The 17,821-nt window shown below is 44.8% G+C and carries 15 protein-coding genes; 3 read left to right on the forward strand and 12 right to left on the reverse strand.

The window, feature by feature from the left end; genetic code table 11:
- Positions 1-3: 3 nt before the first annotated feature.
- The 5 genes from MKZ13_RS28670 to MKZ13_RS28690 all read right to left on the reverse strand — a co-directional run bounded on the left by MKZ13_RS28670 (position 4) and on the right by MKZ13_RS28690 (position 7,610).
- On the reverse strand, positions 4-969 hold the full coding sequence (locus tag MKZ13_RS28670; RefSeq protein WP_339180066.1) for an ABC transporter permease subunit: 966 nt from the start codon (positions 967-969) through the stop codon (positions 4-6).
- A gap of 229 nt (positions 970-1,198) precedes the next feature.
- On the reverse strand, positions 1,199-2,746 hold the full coding sequence (locus MKZ13_RS28675; RefSeq protein ID WP_339180069.1) for a response regulator: 1,548 nt from the start codon (positions 2,744-2,746) through the stop codon (positions 1,199-1,201).
- Positions 2,747-3,016: 270 nt separating this feature from the next.
- Positions 3,017-3,931, reverse strand: a complete 915-nt coding sequence (locus MKZ13_RS28680) for a class I SAM-dependent methyltransferase (RefSeq protein ID WP_339180071.1) — start codon at positions 3,929-3,931, stop codon at positions 3,017-3,019.
- 206 nt (positions 3,932-4,137) lie between these two features.
- Positions 4,138-5,361 carry an MFS transporter gene (locus MKZ13_RS28685; RefSeq protein ID WP_339185465.1) on the reverse strand — a complete coding sequence of 408 codons (1,224 nt, stop codon included), beginning with the start codon at positions 5,359-5,361 and terminating at the stop codon, positions 4,138-4,140.
- Between the two features lie 185 nt (positions 5,362-5,546).
- Positions 5,547-7,610, reverse strand: a complete 2,064-nt coding sequence (locus tag MKZ13_RS28690; RefSeq protein ID WP_339180074.1) for a molybdopterin oxidoreductase family protein — start codon at positions 7,608-7,610, stop codon at positions 5,547-5,549.
- Positions 7,611-8,995: 1,385 nt separating this feature from the next.
- Between MKZ13_RS28690 and MKZ13_RS28695 the strand changes: the two genes are divergently transcribed.
- Positions 8,996-9,325: a hypothetical protein gene (locus MKZ13_RS28695; protein ID WP_221825514.1), complete on the forward strand. Its 330-nt coding sequence runs from the start codon at positions 8,996-8,998 to the stop codon at positions 9,323-9,325.
- Between the two features lie 60 nt (positions 9,326-9,385).
- Here the strand turns inward: MKZ13_RS28695 and MKZ13_RS28700 are convergent, their stop codons facing one another.
- On the reverse strand, positions 9,386-10,501 hold the full coding sequence (locus MKZ13_RS28700; RefSeq protein ID WP_339180078.1) for a DUF4179 domain-containing protein: 1,116 nt from the start codon (positions 10,499-10,501) through the stop codon (positions 9,386-9,388).
- Positions 10,470-11,054 (reverse strand): sigma-70 family RNA polymerase sigma factor, encoded by a 585-nt coding sequence (locus MKZ13_RS28705; RefSeq protein ID WP_221825519.1) that lies wholly within the window; start codon positions 11,052-11,054, stop codon positions 10,470-10,472. Before MKZ13_RS28705 ends, MKZ13_RS28700 begins: the two co-directional genes overlap by 32 nt.
- Positions 11,055-11,358: 304 nt before the next feature.
- Here MKZ13_RS28705 and MKZ13_RS28710 point away from each other — a divergent pair, with 304 nt between their 5' ends.
- Entirely contained in the window at positions 11,359-11,772 is a 414-nt protein-coding gene (locus tag MKZ13_RS28710; protein ID WP_339180081.1) for a hypothetical protein, read from the forward strand.
- A 145-nt stretch (positions 11,773-11,917) separates the two neighbouring features.
- On the opposite strand, the gene MKZ13_RS28715 is transcribed toward MKZ13_RS28710, so the two are convergent.
- Positions 11,918-12,208: an AbrB/MazE/SpoVT family DNA-binding domain-containing protein gene (locus MKZ13_RS28715; protein ID WP_339180083.1), complete on the reverse strand. Its 291-nt coding sequence runs from the start codon at positions 12,206-12,208 to the stop codon at positions 11,918-11,920.
- Between the two features lie 738 nt (positions 12,209-12,946).
- Between MKZ13_RS28715 and MKZ13_RS28720 the strand changes: the two genes are divergently transcribed.
- Entirely contained in the window at positions 12,947-13,222 is a 276-nt protein-coding gene (locus MKZ13_RS28720; protein WP_221825523.1) for a hypothetical protein, read from the forward strand.
- Between the two features lie 58 nt (positions 13,223-13,280).
- Here the strand turns inward: MKZ13_RS28720 and MKZ13_RS28725 are convergent, their stop codons facing one another.
- The 4 genes from MKZ13_RS28725 to MKZ13_RS28740 all read right to left on the reverse strand — a co-directional run bounded on the left by MKZ13_RS28725 (position 13,281) and on the right by MKZ13_RS28740 (position 17,749).
- Entirely contained in the window at positions 13,281-14,132 is an 852-nt protein-coding gene (locus MKZ13_RS28725) for a formate/nitrite transporter family protein (RefSeq protein ID WP_339180085.1), read from the reverse strand.
- A gap of 302 nt (positions 14,133-14,434) precedes the next feature.
- Positions 14,435-15,796: an FAD-dependent oxidoreductase gene (locus MKZ13_RS28730; protein WP_091012820.1), complete on the reverse strand. Its 1,362-nt coding sequence runs from the start codon at positions 15,794-15,796 to the stop codon at positions 14,435-14,437.
- A 508-nt stretch (positions 15,797-16,304) separates the two neighbouring features.
- On the reverse strand, positions 16,305-16,784 hold the full coding sequence (locus tag MKZ13_RS28735) for a glutathione peroxidase (RefSeq protein WP_062836886.1): 480 nt from the start codon (positions 16,782-16,784) through the stop codon (positions 16,305-16,307).
- A 152-nt stretch (positions 16,785-16,936) separates the two neighbouring features.
- Positions 16,937-17,749 carry a (2Fe-2S)-binding protein gene (locus MKZ13_RS28740; RefSeq protein ID WP_339180088.1) on the reverse strand — a complete coding sequence of 271 codons (813 nt, stop codon included), beginning with the start codon at positions 17,747-17,749 and terminating at the stop codon, positions 16,937-16,939.
- Positions 17,750-17,821: the final 72 nt, after the last annotated feature.

Here is a 17,821-nt window from a genome sequence, read left to right on the forward strand (position 1 = left end):
CGATTACCATAGACTGGTTGAGTTAAGCTTTCTGCTGATCGCATTCGCGATAATGAGCAGCGCGAAATTAATGACGCCGTTAAATAGTCCGATGGCGGTTGAATACGTATAGTTCCCCTCCAAAATACCGGATCGATAGACAAAGGTTGATATGACATCCGATGTCTCATAGGTCGGTGCCGTTTGCATCAGCAATATTTTCTGAAAATCTGCATTCATCACTGCCCCCATACGCAGAATTAACATAATCACAATCGTTGGCATAATGCCTGGCAGTGTAATATGAAGCAGCTGTCTCCAGCGACCTGCACCGTCAATTTTGGAAGCCTCGTACAGCTGCGGATCAATCCCGCTGAGCGCCGCCAAAAAGATAATCGAGGCCCAGCCTGCACCCTGCCATATGTTGGACAGGATGTACATCGGACGGAACATATCTTTTTCCGCCAGAAACATCATCGGCTGCAGATCGAAAAAGTCACGAATGACGTTAAATAACCCACCGTCCAGAGATGAGAACGTTTTCAACATTCCGACCACGACGACAACCGAAATAAAATGCGGCATATAACTGATGGTCTGTACTGCGCCTCTGAACCACTTTTTCCGGACTTCATTCAGCAGCAGTGCTAGTAGAATCGGAGCCGGGAAACCAAACACAATACTGTAAAAACTCAAAATCAGTGTGTTCTTAATCAGTCGCCAGAAATAATAACTTTCAAAAAACATGGTGAAGTTGTCAAATCCAACCCATTCGCCTGCCAAGATTCCTTTGATCGGGTTGTAGGATTCCTGAAATGCCATCAGTAGCCCGTACATTGGACCATAGCTGAAAATCAGATAGTAGGCTACAACAGGAACGAGCATCAGATAGACGTATCTGTTGCGGACAAGTTCCTTTTTCACCGAACTCCATTTGCCAGCTGGCTTCAAACGCCCAGGTTCAATCCCCCGGCTTCGATTCAGCTCCATCCACTCGCCCTCCACTCTCGGTATTGATTCACTAACATGACACTTCTAATGATAGAAGCGAGCACCATTTCTTCCCATGCTCATTTCCGGTAAATGGATGTTCAAAACCGAGTTCTGTCCGACAAAAAAAGACCCTGCTGCCGATGAATGGCAAACAGGGCACGATCACAGATTAGATGTAGATCGGATATACAGGTAAGCTATGCAGAAGCCGGTACCAACGCTGGTCTTAAGGTACTTTTTTATACTCGGAAGGGGAGAAGCCCGTGTATTTCTTGAACATTTTGCTGAAATACGGCCAGTTGGCGCCAAACCCTGTCTGTTCAGCAAGCGAGGATACAGTGTAGTTCCCGTCCTGCTCCAGAAGCTCCAATGCTTTACGGATGCGGTAGCTCAACACATAGTTCGTAAATTTCTCACCGGTTTCTTTTTTGAACATTTTGCCGATGTAGTCTGGATTCATGTATATTTCCCCGGCGATGGACTGGAGTGTCAGTGTCTCGTCCCTGTAGCGTTTCTCTACCAACTGTTTCACACTACCTACCATCTGCGATTGTCTGGAGCGGTGTTGTTCGTAGCGACGCAGGGTGATTTCTTTGGCGACGGCAAGCAGAAACTGTTGAAAAGAATGCAGGGTACTGGATTCAATCATGCCTGGCAACTGGTCCATATACCTTTTCATCTCGGCAGAGCCACTGAGTCGAATCATCTCCATAAACATCTGAATAAGATAGGACTTCGTTTGGGAAATATCGTATCGCAAGCTGGCAAGCAGCTGAAACATCCGGTTCAGCTCTGTTCCAACTTCCTGCCAGTGCCCAGCCTTGATTGCAGTAACCATCCGCTCCGGATCGTATTCGAATTCAGGAAGACTGTGCTCCCCGGGAGAGTAAATATCCCGCTCCATAATAAGACTGCCCTCACCGAGATAAAAGCGGTAATTGAGATAAACCAGCGTCTGCATGTACAAATGGCGTGCCTGCGATAGATCTCCCGGCTCGCTCAGCGCAATCGTGAGATCGTCATGATAATATCGGGTAAATGTGGCGCGAATCTCATCGATATTATGGAACAACTGCGTTTCAGACAACTTGTCCTCCATGATTAGTAGCACATGCCCCCCAACCGTGGCACTTAAGATTGGGTTGTGAAAAATATCCTCGGCAATGTTCTTGACCGCGAACAAGTGCAAATACTCATGATCCCCCTCAATCTCTACCAGCAGCAACCGCACACGCTGATCCTGGAACTGTACATCGAATAATTCCTCGAAATACTTCCATTCCTTGACCCCGTATGTTCTGTTCGTGACCAGCTCTTTCAGAAAATATTCCTTGGCATGCGGCAGTACACGCTCCAGATTATATTGGATCGACTGCACAAAACGCTCCTGATCGGTTAACTCCCGCTTCTCACTGACCAATTCACTAATAGCCTGTACGAGATGCTCTTCACTGCAGGGCTTGAGCAGATAGTGCTTCACTCCATAATGCATGGCCGTCTTCGCATATTCGAATTCGGTGAAACCCGTAAGCATGATGAATGAGATATCCTGGTACTTCTCCGCCACTGCTTCAACCAGCTGTAAGCCATCCATTCCCGGCATGCGAATGTCCGAGATGATAATATCGGGACGTTGCCGCTCAATCGAAGCAAGCGCTTCCAATCCATCTTGAGCAATGCCGATCAGTTCTGTTCCTAATCGGGACCAGTTCACGACACTGGAGATTCCGTCCGAGATCATAAATTCATCATCGACCAACAAAACCTTGTACATTGTATGCATCCTCCTGCCTTTAACCAGTTCCATTCTATTATATGGGCATAATGTACAAATAGAGAGGAGAACGTTGAATGACATGGAATTGAACCCTAACGAGTCTGATTGTTGAACATTTGTATCAACTGCGAAGTTATTGGCTACCGAATCAGGGTTTATGCTGGTCCTTTGTTCAAACCAAACGACCTTCACCCTGCCACAGGGTGAAGGTTGGCTGCTGCTATGCAAATGGGGGCTATATAGGTGACCATACATGCCCAAATCGATTTATTTTTTTACTGCGTGAATGAAATGTATCGTTTCAAATGCCCTTAGATAATCGATTCGATCCTGGAAAAACTGTTCCTGAATCGCCTCGGGAGTCAGATGCTCATAAATAAGCAGCCCTGCTTCATCAAGCAAGGCCTCCATCTCCACATATGCGTAGCCGGATTGCATCGGCTCACCACCCATTGCAGCCAATTTAACCATATTTTCAACCCGATTAAACATTCCTTTTTCCTTAAAAAGGTGCTCATCTGCATAATCCAGAACTATAGAGCTTCCGGTTGGCAGGTTCGCAAACACATGACGAATCACGTTAAACAGATCATTTTTGGGCAAATAATACGAAACACCCAAGAGACTAGCCAACGTCTTCCGTTTCTTCAAACCTTCAAGAGCCAAGCTGTCATTCGAAAGCTCACGCGTAAAATCCATGGGTACAAAGTGAAGATTGTCCGGAATAGTCAGCTCGGCCTGATTCAGCCGCTCCTTCTTGAATTGCTGTGTAGCCGGATAATCCACTTCAATGATATCCAGCGTGTCCTTTAATTCCGGATGCCTCAAAGCAAACGTATCCATCCCGGCGCCAAGAATGACTACCTGCTTCAATCCCAACGCGACTTCATGCAAAAGTACATGCTCACAGTAAGCGGCCCGAGCCAGAGTTATTGGAGATAACTGTACCTGGGTAATCCATTTTAGAACCTTTTCCGGGTCGTCCTTGAGCTCGTGAGCCATATCCGGGTTGAAAAAATGAATGCCTTTAACCATGTTATTGCTGATATCTGAAAACTCTTGAGGAGAGATCAGCAATCTCGCCATAAAATCATCGAAAATGAGGGGTGTGTCATGTTGGCTGTGATAGGCTCGGCCAAAAGTCGAAATCAATGATGTGATACTGGATTCATTTTGCTTCATACTTATTCCTCCCGTACAAACAAAAATAAGATTCCCCTGGCCAGGAGAATCTTATTATATACGGAATATTTTTATATGTAAATTATAGCATAAATATATTTTTTTTGTCAACCATAATTTACGGATGAGCAGACAGATTACAGTGGATTTACCGTCAACTTCAACTCCTTCTTCCTTCCGCATCCTGTCCAACCCGATGAGATCTGTTAGGTGTCCATCCCATACTCCTTCACCTCACGATTACGGTTCAACACTGCGTGCAGCACAAAACCAATTACCGCAATAGCTGCTGTGCCTGTTGCCAGCCACGCTACAGGAATAAGTCCTTGCTTGTCATACATAACCCCCATCGCATAGGGGCCGATAACCCGTCCAACCGCACCGATCCCACCCGATATCCCGATGTAAAAAGGTGCTGCCCTGCCTGCATGCTCCGATATAAAGGCAGGCGTCGCAGGGGAGATCAGCATCTCTCCAAACGTGGCAAGTACCATTGCAAGCACCATGCCCGGATAGCTGTACATGGTAATCATGACAATGTAGGCCATGCCATAGAATACCGCACTCGCCGTCATCTGGGCAGTGGAGGTACGGGCCATGGTCCGTTTCACCCAGCTGGTAAAAGGTTGTCCCACAAAGATCAGCACCCCGTTCAGGGTCCAGAGCAGACCGTACATTCTTTTTTCCATACCCTCAGAGATGATATACGGGGACACGCCTGTGTTCCAGATGGAATTGCCGAATAACAGGAACAGCACGCCCAAGCTCATAAACAGATATAATCGGGTATTGCCTAGCAGTGCCCAGACGCCAGGCCCATCGGGAACGGTTTTGCGTTTGGTCAGATGTACTTCCCCCTGATCCGGTTCGACTCGCGACAGATAATACCAGAAGAAAATCGCGAACCCGGCTGAGGTCACCCCGTTCAGTACAAAGCTGAGGTGATAGGAAAAGTCAGCCAGAAAACCACTCAGCGCTGTACCAATCGCCACCCCGATATTGTTCGCCACATAGATAATATTGAATAATTCACCGCGTCGCTCCGCAAACCGGAAGCCAATAAAGGCCTGAATCGCTGGCAGCGACAATGAACTGAACAGGCCAATCCAGCCCATCGCACATATAAATATGACCCAATACGCGCTAATCCAGGGCAGCGCAAACAAACCTAACGCATTAAGCGCCAGTGAGCCAATGATCAGCTTCTTCACGCCTACCCGGTGATATAACGAACCGCCGAGCAATTGTCCGAAGATGCCACCCAGGGACTGAATGAGGATTACAAAACCGGCGTTGGCCATCGTCCGTCCAAGCTCATCAAACACATACATGGTAGTCAGCGGCCACATCAGTGCACTGCCTGTTGCGTTAACCAGACTTGCTAATAAAAATATTCTCACTTCTTTTGGATAGTTATCCAGCCATCTCATCATCTCTAATCCATTCTCCTTAGTACTATAAAAACGTATTAACATACCAAAAAAGCCTTTGCCCTGACGGCATAACCAGCCAGAGCGAAGGACTTTGGAAGTGTTACATCTATTGCTCTTTAGATCCTGCTCAAGTTCGACCCTTTGTTTCATCTTACCTCAAAAAAATCACGCTGCAAGCACACTCATTGACGCTTCACTTCGACAGTGGCCGAGAAGAAGGTAGCCCCGTTCCCCATGTCCGACAACCGATTGGACGTCAGTGAATTCGCTCGCTGTTTCTTGCCGTCACCATCCCACCATAAGCCTTGGCTGATGACGGTTCCTGGCAACATGGCTTCACTCACCTTAGCGGTAAGTTCGATGCGTCCGCGATCATTCCATACGACCACTGCATCGCCATCCTCCACGTTTCTACGGATGGCGTCCTCGGGGTGCATTTGCAATAGAGGCATCTTTTCCAAACGCTGATGTTTGGCTGAATTACCGAAGGTGGAGTTCAGAAAATTATGGTTTGGCGGCGATAGGAACATCAATGGATAGGTATCAGCAGGTCCAGCCGGATTCTCCCCATCATATCCTTCAACCAGGGCGCTATAGGTAGGGAGTGGCGGAAGGCCTCTCTGTTCCATCGTCTCCGAATACAATTCGATTTTGCCTGAAGGTGTGGGCAGCTGATCCAGAAATGCAGCATGTGGCGTCATATCCAGCTTCACGAATCGATGTTCCTTCAGTCCCTCCAACGTGACTCCATTCATATAGGGGTTGTCCGTTCCCTGAAGTGCGTCCTCAATCATCTGTTCCGGCGTTTCTCCGAAGATCACAGGGTCATACCCCATGGCCTGTCCAAGCAGGGAGAACAGTTCCACATTACTCTTGCTCTCCCCAATCGGTGCAATCACCGGCTCTTGCAGATGAACGTACTGATGCCAATAGGAGGTGTACAGGTCCGTCGCTTCAAATGATGACGTGGCTGGCAACAAGATATCTGCATATTTGGCCGTATCCGTCATGAACAGATCATGCACAACCGTGAACAGATCCTCCCTTGCAAAACCTCGCTCTACCCGCTCGGTATCCGGTGCCACCACCAGTGGATTGCTGCAGTAGACCATCATGGCCCGGATTGGCTGCTCCGCTTCCAGCAGCGCTTCACCAATCCGGTTCATGTTCACCACTCGCGGCTCCGGATTCTGCCGCAGCTCCGGACGTTCCAGCGCGTCGCTATTCGTGCTCGCGTAACTGTTGGTGCGAACGGCACCGCCGCCTTGCTTCAGCCATTGCCCTGTAATGGCAGGCAGACATGCAACGCTACGTACGTTCATCCCCCCATTATCATGGTGCTGGAGGCCATTGCCGATGTGAATATGGGCTGCCTGTGCGTTGCCGTATAGTTCGGCCAGCTCCACAATCGTCTCCTCCGGCACGCCTGTAATGCGTGCAACGCGGTCAGGCGTGTAACTGCGGACATGATCACGCAGTGCCTCATGACCCACCGTATACTTTTGCATAAACGCTTCATCCGTCAGGCCCCGTTCGAACAGAACATGCATCAAACCCAGCGCCAGTGCGCTGTCCGTGCCCGGGTACAGCGGAATAAACCAGTCGCCCCATTGGGCCGTACGATTACGATGAACGTCGATTACGACAATCTTGGCGCCTTTCTTCCGAGCTTTCTCCGCCAAAACGACCTGATGCATATTCGTACTGACGATATTACCGCCCCATACCAGGATGAGATCCGAGTGCTCCGTATCTTCCGGCACTGTTCCCCGGTTGGCGCCCATCGTATATTTCCAGCCAGTATTTCCGGCCGCATTACAGATGGTCTGCTCCAGCACACTCGCACCTAGCGCATTGAAGAAACGTCGGTCCATGCCGTCTACGCCAAGAATGCCCATGTTGCCGTAGAAGCTGTAGGGCAGGATGCTCTCCGGGCCGTAGGTTTCAGACAATGCAGTGAATTTGGTCGTAATCTCGCGAATCGCTTCATCCCAACTCATTCGTTTGAACTTGCCTTCGCCTTTGGCTCCTACACGTTTCATCGGATATTGTAGACGCTCGGGGTGATACACCCGCTCGGTCATATTTCTGACTTTATTACAGATGGCACCCTTTGTTATCGGATGGTCCGGATTGCCAGCTACCTTCACAATTTTACCGTTCTCTTTATGTAACAACAGACCACAAGTGTCCGGACAATCGAGCGGGCATACCGCTGCAAATACCCCATTCTCCTGATCGATCATCGTATGGCTCCCCCTCTTTAAAAGCTATCCCTATATCATATCTTCTTCGAGGTTATCACGTAAAGAGAACAGTATATTTTCGCCTAATATTCGCCGCTATAGCAGCTTCAAATTATTTTCAAAAAAATGTTTTTGAGTTTGATTCAACTTCAGAATTCAGGGGTAAATTAAAAATAAGGCATTAGGCTAGTGTTTCCCCACTTCCTCCTCATGCCATATCATGGACCACTCCCGAAATTCGCCATGAACAGGTTTCGTTCCCCCGAACCTTGTCATGGCGAATTTGCTTTGCGTTGAATTCCAACAAGGACCCCATACAAAAAACGATCCCGACCTTCTCCGTCACAGCATATTCGTTAGGCAGTGTGACGGTGTCTTGTTACCCTCCCTCATATGCATCCATCCCACGTCTCTAAATGAAAAAAGAAAAAAGACTTTATGCCCTCATGTTCGGTTTTGGCTCTAAATTTAAGTTGGCCATAGGCCTTCTGCTGCCCCGCGGCCTGTACGACAGACTTCTTATCATCTTTAAGCTTACGTATCCAACTGCCCACATAAGCCGTGCTGTTCTCCATCAATACCAGCTACACCGAAAAGCATCGCCGCCCCGATTTCGGCAACTAATTCCTCTTTGCTGTAGTTTTCATCTCCAAAGGCAGCAAGTTCTTTAATCCTTGAAGGCTATCGTGGCCTGTGCTGTGTACATGCTCGTGGAATAATGTGCTGTAATATTCTTCTGTTTTACTGAAATTACAGATAGGTAGCACCCTCACAATATCGTCAACTGGACGATAGAACACACGACCAGACGGACGGTTTTTTGGAACGGTGAAGGAATGAAGCGAAGCGTAATGGAGTCATGGTTCTTTATTTGCTTCGTAGTACATGGTGGGTATTGTGAAGTGGAGTGAAACGGAGCGAAGCAATGCCCATGATGTATGAGCATTGCCCCAAGTTTTTAGCTTCCCTGCTGGTTCCGTTAAGAATCCCAAGCGCCCCCGGACGGCTTATCCGGGGGCGCTTGGGATTTAGGGACGGTGAACTGCGGGAATAAACACCTGTTTTCTACACTTCTTAGATTTTTGTGTAAATAAGTTTGTCCTGGTGTTTGCTGATTGAAATAAGATCTAATTTCAGACTCCCATCGAAACAATACCCGAAACTTTAAATCTATACTCAGTTCTCGATCTTCAACAAACCAGATAACATCTATTCCTTTTTCCTCAAAATACTTCTTTCGCTTTCGAATCAATTTGCGAAACAAAATGGTCTCTCATAACAAAATTAGAAAATATTCACTTTTAAAGGATGAATTTGGACATCGAGGTCGAATTATACATTTGTAGTACTACACATTATTTTTTTAAAAGGGAGACTTCGACAAAATGAAAAAATTATTAGCAGCAGTATCTGTACCAGCCCTAGCTCTTGCATTCACACTAGGAACCGTTCCGGTTTCAGCCGCTCCAGCTGTTCAAGCTGAATCTACTACAATCGGTGGTTCAATCATTACTCCAATGGATACTACAATTCGTACTACTGTGGGTAGCGACTTCTTCATGACAGGCTCTTCTTTTACTATCTTATATGGCTCCAATGTGGTAAGTCTTTCGGGTGGCAAAGCTACTATGATCGGCGAAGGTACCGCGCAGGTAGCAGCATACAAATCTAATGGTGCACTCAACGGAGTGTACACATTTGTAGTAACTAAATAAGGCATAGTTTTTTAATCAAGGTCAGTAATTGGGGTAACCCAATTACTGACCTTTTTATAATTACTTTTTAATTTGAACTTCTACCTCAAGATTAGTTAGGTACTGTTTTAAAACCTCACCGTTTGGATCCTGTTTAAATGTTCCATTCTCATTAATTTCAATAATGTAAGGTTTGATTGTTATTTTGTCTGGTATTGTATTAAAAGGCTGGAATCGAATATCTGAGGTCAACTCGTTCCCATTCGTTTCATGCCATTCATTAGAACTAAGTAACTTTAGACTGTTTCCATCTGAATCGACAACATCATAGGCTAAGCTAAGTGTAAGTGGATCATACGCCTCTCCTTCTGGTAAACTCAAAACAGTTGATAGATTCGTTGTTACTGGTGTAATTTCAACTTTCTGAAATTTTATTGTGAAATCTTCAAACTTCTTTGTCGCATTAATATTAGTCACAAAAGCGTCTGTGGCATTTTTCTCAACAGGGACTTCAATAGATAAAGGCTTGCTTTCTCCTTTAAGATCAACATTCAAAGTCAGATCAAAGGAATTAGGCAGTATTTTCCCTTCTTGGTTACGTAAATCTGAGAATTCAAGGATAACTGAATTGTTATCAACACCGGCATATTGAAATACTCCAATGTCGTTTGAATTATCAGGACCAAAAGATTGAATATCTTCACCATTAATCAATAGACTTATATTTTTAATATCTTTTTTTAATGGATTATTTGAGATTGATAATTCACTTGTTGGATTTCGCTCTAAGCTCAAGGAAACTCTCGTCCCATCATAAATAATTTCCGGTACTACCAAAGATATGTTTTCATTTGATGCACTTACGTTAGGGAAGTTAACTAAATTCTCTTTAACTGCTACCCTTAACCCTAAGTCTCCTGCTAGCTTAAAGATACTCTTTACCCCAGGAACTTGTTGCAAAGATTCAGCCATTGTAGGTGACACAAATCCACTTGCAATCACCAGCGTTAAACTAGCAGCAACCGTTGTAGCAATAACCCTTTTCTTCACTTTTATTCTCCTTTCAATAGTGGTGATAGGTTTTATATTTTGTTCTTTAATTTTTGTCATAATGATATCTGAGAAATCCTTGTTTGGATCCATTTCACGAATTTTATTTATTACTTCATCCTCTTGTGGTTCCAAGTGTTTTTTCATGTTCTTCATAACCTCCATTTCTGTGTCTATTTAATTTTTTTCGAATACGTTCATATTTTTTTCTAGCATTTGCTGCAGTTATGTTAAGTACATGGCCCACCTCATCAAAAGAATACTCCTCTACAGCCCGTAATAGTAAAATGTATTTTTCATTGAAATTAAGCTGTTGTAATAACACATCAATGTAATTTTTCTGGTTTTCATTAGTGGATGAAACTTTGTTTAAATATTGAAAATCAAGAAGCAGTTGATAATCTCTGAATTTCTTCTTATTTAAATTTATAGAGTGGTTATAAACGATCTTGTGAATCCAAGCAGAAAAAGAAACTGTTTTAGTATAGTCACCAATATGTTGATACACTTTAATGAAAATATCTTGAACTGCGTCATCTACTTGTTCTTTATCATTCAGTAAGTAATAACTATAGAGGTAAACTCTCCTCTGGTACTTCTCAATGATGACTCTGAACTTATCAGTATCGCCTTTCTTTATTTGCTGAATTACTTGATCAATTTCCTCACTGTCAATATTGTCTGGATGTTCAGAAGTCAATTGATATCGCCTCCTTCCGTGTACTTATATAACAATTGGAAACTTCAATTTGTGACACTTAGCTATTCTTTATTTTATAAATACTTTTGACTGCCATCTCCCTCCTCTTTGCTTGCAGCGATTCGTGTGATTAGTAGGGGGAGTAGATTTGTTTGCCTTCAGACACAGGGAAATAGAGCTTGTCTTACACCAAGTCCTTGCTCGATTATGTATTACTTATTATTTAGCTTGACGAGGTCATATAAAGCCTGCGGTTGACCATCGTTTGTGCCGGAGCATCCGGTCCTGCAGCAAAGTTTGCCCAGTGGCTCGAAGCAAATTATACGCAACCAAACCCGCACAGAGGAGCCTAAAGAAGGCCTGCAATGCGCAGAAACCAGGAAAAGGGCTCATTCACGATTCGGACCGAGGCATTCATTTCACCATTTATGGTAAAGGAAATATGCAAATCCATCGTGATTGGATGTACGAACATGAAGAAAAGAAAGATTTAATTAAAATCAAAATCGTTCATTTGATGGAAATTATTCTAGGGGTAGATATTCCGGGGTTGCAAAGTGCTTATCTTATCGCAGTGTTGAACATAACAGAGGTGCACAAGAAATTTGCTCGGTGGGTGAAGTTGAACATACAAATTCATATTAATATGCCTTGGCCTATCCCGGATGTTCACGAAAAGTATCGCAATGATATTTCAAAATCTTTCGATACTTTCTAATTGTTCTGCATGGATCTCGTCTTCAGCTCATGTCCTGATGTCCTGGGTGGGAGCTGCGCGAATCTCGTCCGGATCGAAGAGAGCAGCAGCATGCCGGTCGCTTGGGGGCTGTCGTTTTTTTTCAATGGAAGGAACCACTTCTTTTTTAGAAGCTTTTCGTTCCTCTCCCTACGTAGCAGCAAGCAGACCCTAAAGCTTCTTTTATACATGAACTGCAAATGAAATAATCTTTAAAGTAGGTAAGTTGTTCCGTTGCGGAACAAAATGTACATTCACATGTTCTATACTTCCGCAAAATTATGCGTAGATCATCAAAAAAATATTCAATTGGATCTCCATGCTCGATCCCCAGGTTATGCTTCAGTTCAATAGGCAATACAATACGTCCAAGTGCGTCTATGTGGTATACCATTCCCGTATCTTTATCTTTTTTCATCACCGTTTCCTCTCCTATTTTTTCCTTATTGTACCATATTATTTATAGTTCTATCGGATACTAAGATAATGTTATCTATGGAATGTTCGGGTTTTGAACAAAAATAGGCAAGCTGCAGGAGCTGGCCAAGCATCCAAATTGCCTTAAAAGACGAACGTTGGTGGTCTTTAATATCTGTTAAGGCTCAGTGCGGGGTGTGAAGCGCGGCACAGGAACCTAAAGCGCCTTGGCCGGGACGGCTTAGGCGCTCTAGGTATCGGGCCAAGTAACCCCCCAGCAGTGCGTAGCGGCTCTTAGGTGGCCTCTCTTGCCCTAGTCTTCTTGATTGGTATAAACACTCCTTCGATCCTCCTGCAGAAGCTGAAGCCCTTCCTGATCCGAAATCCTTCCCTTAGTCTAGGCTTGTTTAAACCAAGCCTAGGTTGCAACAGGACACACAAAAGGCGTTCCCAATAATCCAGGAATGCCCTTTTCCTAGAACTTATTTGTAATTGTAATTTTTGGATTCATGTACGCGCCGATATAATTTTATCGAACGCAATCCCATCCTAATCATCGTCATAGTGAAACTTTATTTCCTTCCGTAACGTACACAAATGAGTCCAGTTAACTCTCTAAATTGGTGATAAAAACAATAATATTATGCACTAACTTCATCATGTATAATTGATGTATAGATACTTTTTGATGGTTTAGTTAACTAGCAATAAATTCTATATTCGAATGGAGGTAAGTGCTATGGAGTACCGATTTGAACAAGGTTACTTTTTGATTTATTTTCCTGCTAGAACCACCAGTACTGGAGACATTATGGTGGTTAAATTATTAGACAGACCATTTAAAGATAGAATTGAATTCCTTATAAATAGCAAAAACTATGAGTGCAAATCACGTAATAAATATTTAACGTTTGAGCCAAATTCAAACAATAAATCTGAAAAGCCCGGTGCATTCTCAGCGGTACGAAGCGAGTACAATCGAATGTGGGCAACAATGAATTCATATTTTGAATAATAAAAATTTAATTGGCAGTTGGGGACGACCTACGTCCACACATGCTACGCAATGCCCTCTATGCTTGTTTGCTCCACATCGCTCTAGCCTCCGTCTCCACAGGTTCGATCGACGTTGCTATCTCTGGCTTCACTTTCGGCTCAACTTGGCGCAGGTACACCACCCAATAGGCTGCAGCTACAAACAAAGCTCCTCCAGTCAGATTCCCGAGCCATACCGGAATGAAATTCATCACATATTGACCCCACGAATAATGTCCTTCGAAGATTGCTGCCGGGATGAGGAACATATTGGCCACAACGTGCTGGAATCCAATCGCCACAAATGCCATCGTTGGAAACCAAATGCCTAGTACTTTGCCACTCATCGTATCGGATGCATAGGATAACCACACGGCCAGCGCAACCAGCCAGTTACAGCCGATGCCGGAGATAAAAGCCTGCAGGAATCCATCATGCAGCTTATGTCCAGCCATATCCACCACTTTCGCCAGATATACACCCTCTCCAGTCAGACCAAGCACATGTCCAAACGCATACGCGACAAACAAAGCTCCAACAAAGTTACCAATCGTCACTAACGTCAGATTTTTCAACATGCTGCCCGCGGATAATTTTCGTGCAATTGTCGCGAGTGGAACAGCCATCATATTTCCCGTCAGCAACTCGCCACCACCAATGAGCACCATAATCAATCCAACTGGGAATACCGCCGCACCGATCAAATTAACCAAACTTCCCCACTCTGCTGGCGCAGAAGCAATTACCCGAATATCCAGTAGAAAACCCAGCGCGATAAAAGCCCCTGCCAGAAAACTGAGCACCAGTACAGAAGAGTCCCGATATTGTGCCTTCTTCATTCCTGTTTGCGCCGTATATTGTGCAACCTCAAGAGGTGTTTTTGCTGCCATATCATTCATCCTCTCCTTCATTGTTCATCATTGGATAAGACCATCTAAAATTCATTAGTTATGCGTTGAATACCATATCCTAATTGTATCTTGGTCTTATACAAAACTTTGTGCAAATTATCACAATGTTATGTATAAAAGTCGTTATTCATGCTTGTCATTGAATGACTCTGACAGCAAGGGATATCGTGCATGTTACTTACACCTCCATTACAGATATACAAAAAAAGACTGACGATATGCTCGCCAGCCTTTGTGCATTTTATGGTTCAGTATTTTATATCAACATCTATTCTGCTTCCTTACACCATTGCTGGTGCTTTTACTTCTATTGGAGGCAGTGCTTGCAGACCCGCCGTGTTCAGGAAGTTCCACGGTTTGTTGTAATGTGGCTGGAAGAAGAAGTCGATGAAGGCCAGCTCATCTACGGTCATGTTGTTTTGGATGCAGACCGAGATCGTATTAATCGATTGAGTCAGATCAACCTGTGACATTACTTGCGCTCCGACAATTCGACGAGTAGCCTGCTCATATACCACTTTGAGTAACAGTTTCTCAGCCGTAGGCATGAACTCCGGACGGTAGCTGTCTTCCAGTACCACGGATTCCACGATCAGACCTTCGTCAGCAGCAGATGTTTCCGTCATCCCGGTACCCGCGATATTTTGCTCGTAAATTTTGATACCCGATGTTCCTTGTGTACCCATATACGGTGTCGTAGGGCGAACCAGGTTGCGGGCTACCAGTGTACCCATCCGCACAGCGTTAGTCGCCAGTGGAATGTAAGATGCTTTGCCTGTAGGGTTATAATGGATAGCACAGCTGTCACCCGCAGCGAAGACGTCTTTTTGACTGGTTTGCATATATTTATCCACGATGATCGCACCGTTTGGCAGCATATCCACTTGGCCTTTGAGCAGCTCTGTATTTGGACGGAAGCCGATGCACAGAATAACCAGATCGGTTTCAAACTCACCTTTGGACGTGATCACCTTGGTCACTTTGCCATTTTCTCCAGTAAACTTCTGTACCGTCTGACCAAGAGCCAGCTTGATGCCGCGTCCAGTCAACGTATCTTCGATCGCATCCGTGAATTCAGGGTCCAGGTATTTGTTCAAAATACGGTCCACACTGTCGATCAGGGTAACTTCCTTGCCGTTCATCTGGAAAGCCTCAACCAGTTCTACGCCGATATATCCTGCACCTACAACGGTAACACGTTTGGCATCTTTGGCTTTTTCGATAATCGTGTTGGAATGATTGTAGTTTTTGCAAAGTAAAATGTTATCCATCTCAATGCCTTCAAGCTTCGGAACGACAGGCCATGAACCCGTTGTCACGATCAGTTTGTCAAACGTATCTTCAAATTCTTCCCCGGTTTGCAGGTTTTTAGCCTGAAGGGTATGGCCCTTAGCATCTACTGCTGTTACTTCATGAAGCATCTTGGTCTCAACACCAAGCTCTGCCAATTGATTGGGCGAAGAATAGAACAAACCGTCAGGGTCTTTCACAACCCCACCTACGTAGAGCGCAATGCCACAAGATAGGAAGGAGATATTGTCATTGCGCTCATACACGGTGATGGTAGCATCCGGGTACAATTTGGCGGTATTTACGATGGCTGCGGTCCCTGCGTGTGTACATCCGATAACTGCGATTTTCATTAAAAGTTCCTCCTCGAAATATATAAATGAGTTTGAATATAAGGTTGTTATGGTTGTGAAATATTTCACTTCTTAATCGATACTGTGTATGTGATTAATTTCACTTTACACACTCATTATAATGTGATCTTTTTCACATTGCAATAGGTTGAGCAAAAAAAGTTTGTCGAAAGAAGTCATTTCCCTGTATTCAAGCTTTTCTTCAGCTTTTCTTCAGCTTTTCTTCAGCTTTTCTTCCCTTCATTTTATTGATTTCATTTTCCCCGGATTCGGGTCGATTTATGCTATGCAAAGGCTTCCGCGATCCCTGTATGGACGCATAAAGTTAGAAGCGTGCCTTTCATTCATGTTTTAGTTGTACAAAAAATAAATGGCTTCAATTTTCATTACAGAGAGTTGATTTCATGGAGCCAACTCCTACCTGTGAAGAGAATAAATCTGCGTATATAAAATAATCAAAAAAGCCTATCCTCGTTTATACGAGGATAGGCTTCTCAACGTTCATGTATTAACCGAGCAATTTCTCGATATCTGCAATCATGGTCTCCGGGGATTCTTTCGGTTCAACACGACCTACCACTTCACCTTCACGGTTAACAAGGAACTTGGTAAAGTTCCATTGGATGTCGCTTGTTTCGCCTACGCCGGGTTGTTGCTCCTTCAGGTATTGGAATAGAGGATGTGTTTCCTCACCATTCACATCTACCTTGGCGAACACCGGGAAATTCACACCATAGTTAATCTGGCAAAATGATTCGGCTTCCTCACTTGTACCTGGCTCCTGCCCTCCAAACTGGTTACAAGGGAAACCAAGTACAACCAAGCCTTGATCGCGATAACGATCATAGAGCTTTTGCAATTCACCGTATTGCGGGGTCAGTCCACACTTGCTGGCTGTATTGGCAATGACCAATACCTTACCTTGATACAGATCCAGTGAGACTTCTTGGTTCGCGGTAGTTACCGCCTGATATGAATATACGGACATGACTGATTCCTCCCATGACATATGTTGGTTTGGACTGTTGCGAGCACGTTGGCATAACCAATGAACCTACAGCCTGTCTTATTATTATAAACCTGATCGGATGCGATTACCAAATCTCGGATCTACCCATATCCCTTTGCTCCCGACTCACTTCAACCTGACTTGGCAGCCACAATTGCATCATACCGCTCTTGCCGCTCGGCCTTGGTCAGTTTGGGACAGCTGTAACAGTAATTCTGACCACCGTACACCTGATAGTGCAGGCAACATGTCGGCTTCATCAGCATGGTCTCTCCAGGTTGATGGGGATTAGCAATCTCGACCGGTTTGAATGACAGCAAGTTCTTGCGTAACCCCAGAATCTCCGGTGGCATGGCAATGACATGCTCATATCCCTGAATTACAGCTTCTCGTTCCGATTCTGTAATGTCCATCTTTACCACCATCGTCTTGAACCATCTCAGGATGGATGCGAACTGTGCCCACATCTGACCCGTGTTTGCTTCTCCCGCAAGGGCCACCCCCTCAATCAGTGGGCGTAGTTGTTCACCGTAATATGCTGTAAGTAATTCATTCCGCGAGATAGATACATCTCCACCACCGTTGTCGACTGAACCAGGATGGGCATACTCGGTTGCATCCACAATCTGAAAATGGATTACAGGACGCCCTTCCTGAACCTCCAACTGCAAATGGATATTCTCCAACGAAATATTCAGCGATGCATCACACATAGATGTCAAGTAATGAATACCGAGCACTAAACCGCGAACAGAGTGCATGAAATATACAGCAGCAGAGCGAAGAGAATCTGTACGCAGGTGCTTATTATAGACTTCGAGCATAAGCTTTGCGTTCTCCGGATGTCTTAACAATGTCAAAGGCATGCCAAAAACCGGTTCGTTAACCGGACCGGTCGTTATACGTCCATATTGCTCTAACCACGTGTAGTTGATTGCTCCCATTGGTTGCAAACCTCCCATGAATGCGAATGAGCCGCGTGCATTATGCACAGCGGCTTCATTCTATAATGTAAG

Origin of the sequence: Paenibacillus sp. FSL R5-0701, assembly GCF_037973995.1 — a bacterium.
Lineage (GTDB): Bacteria > Bacillota > Bacilli > Paenibacillales > Paenibacillaceae > Paenibacillus.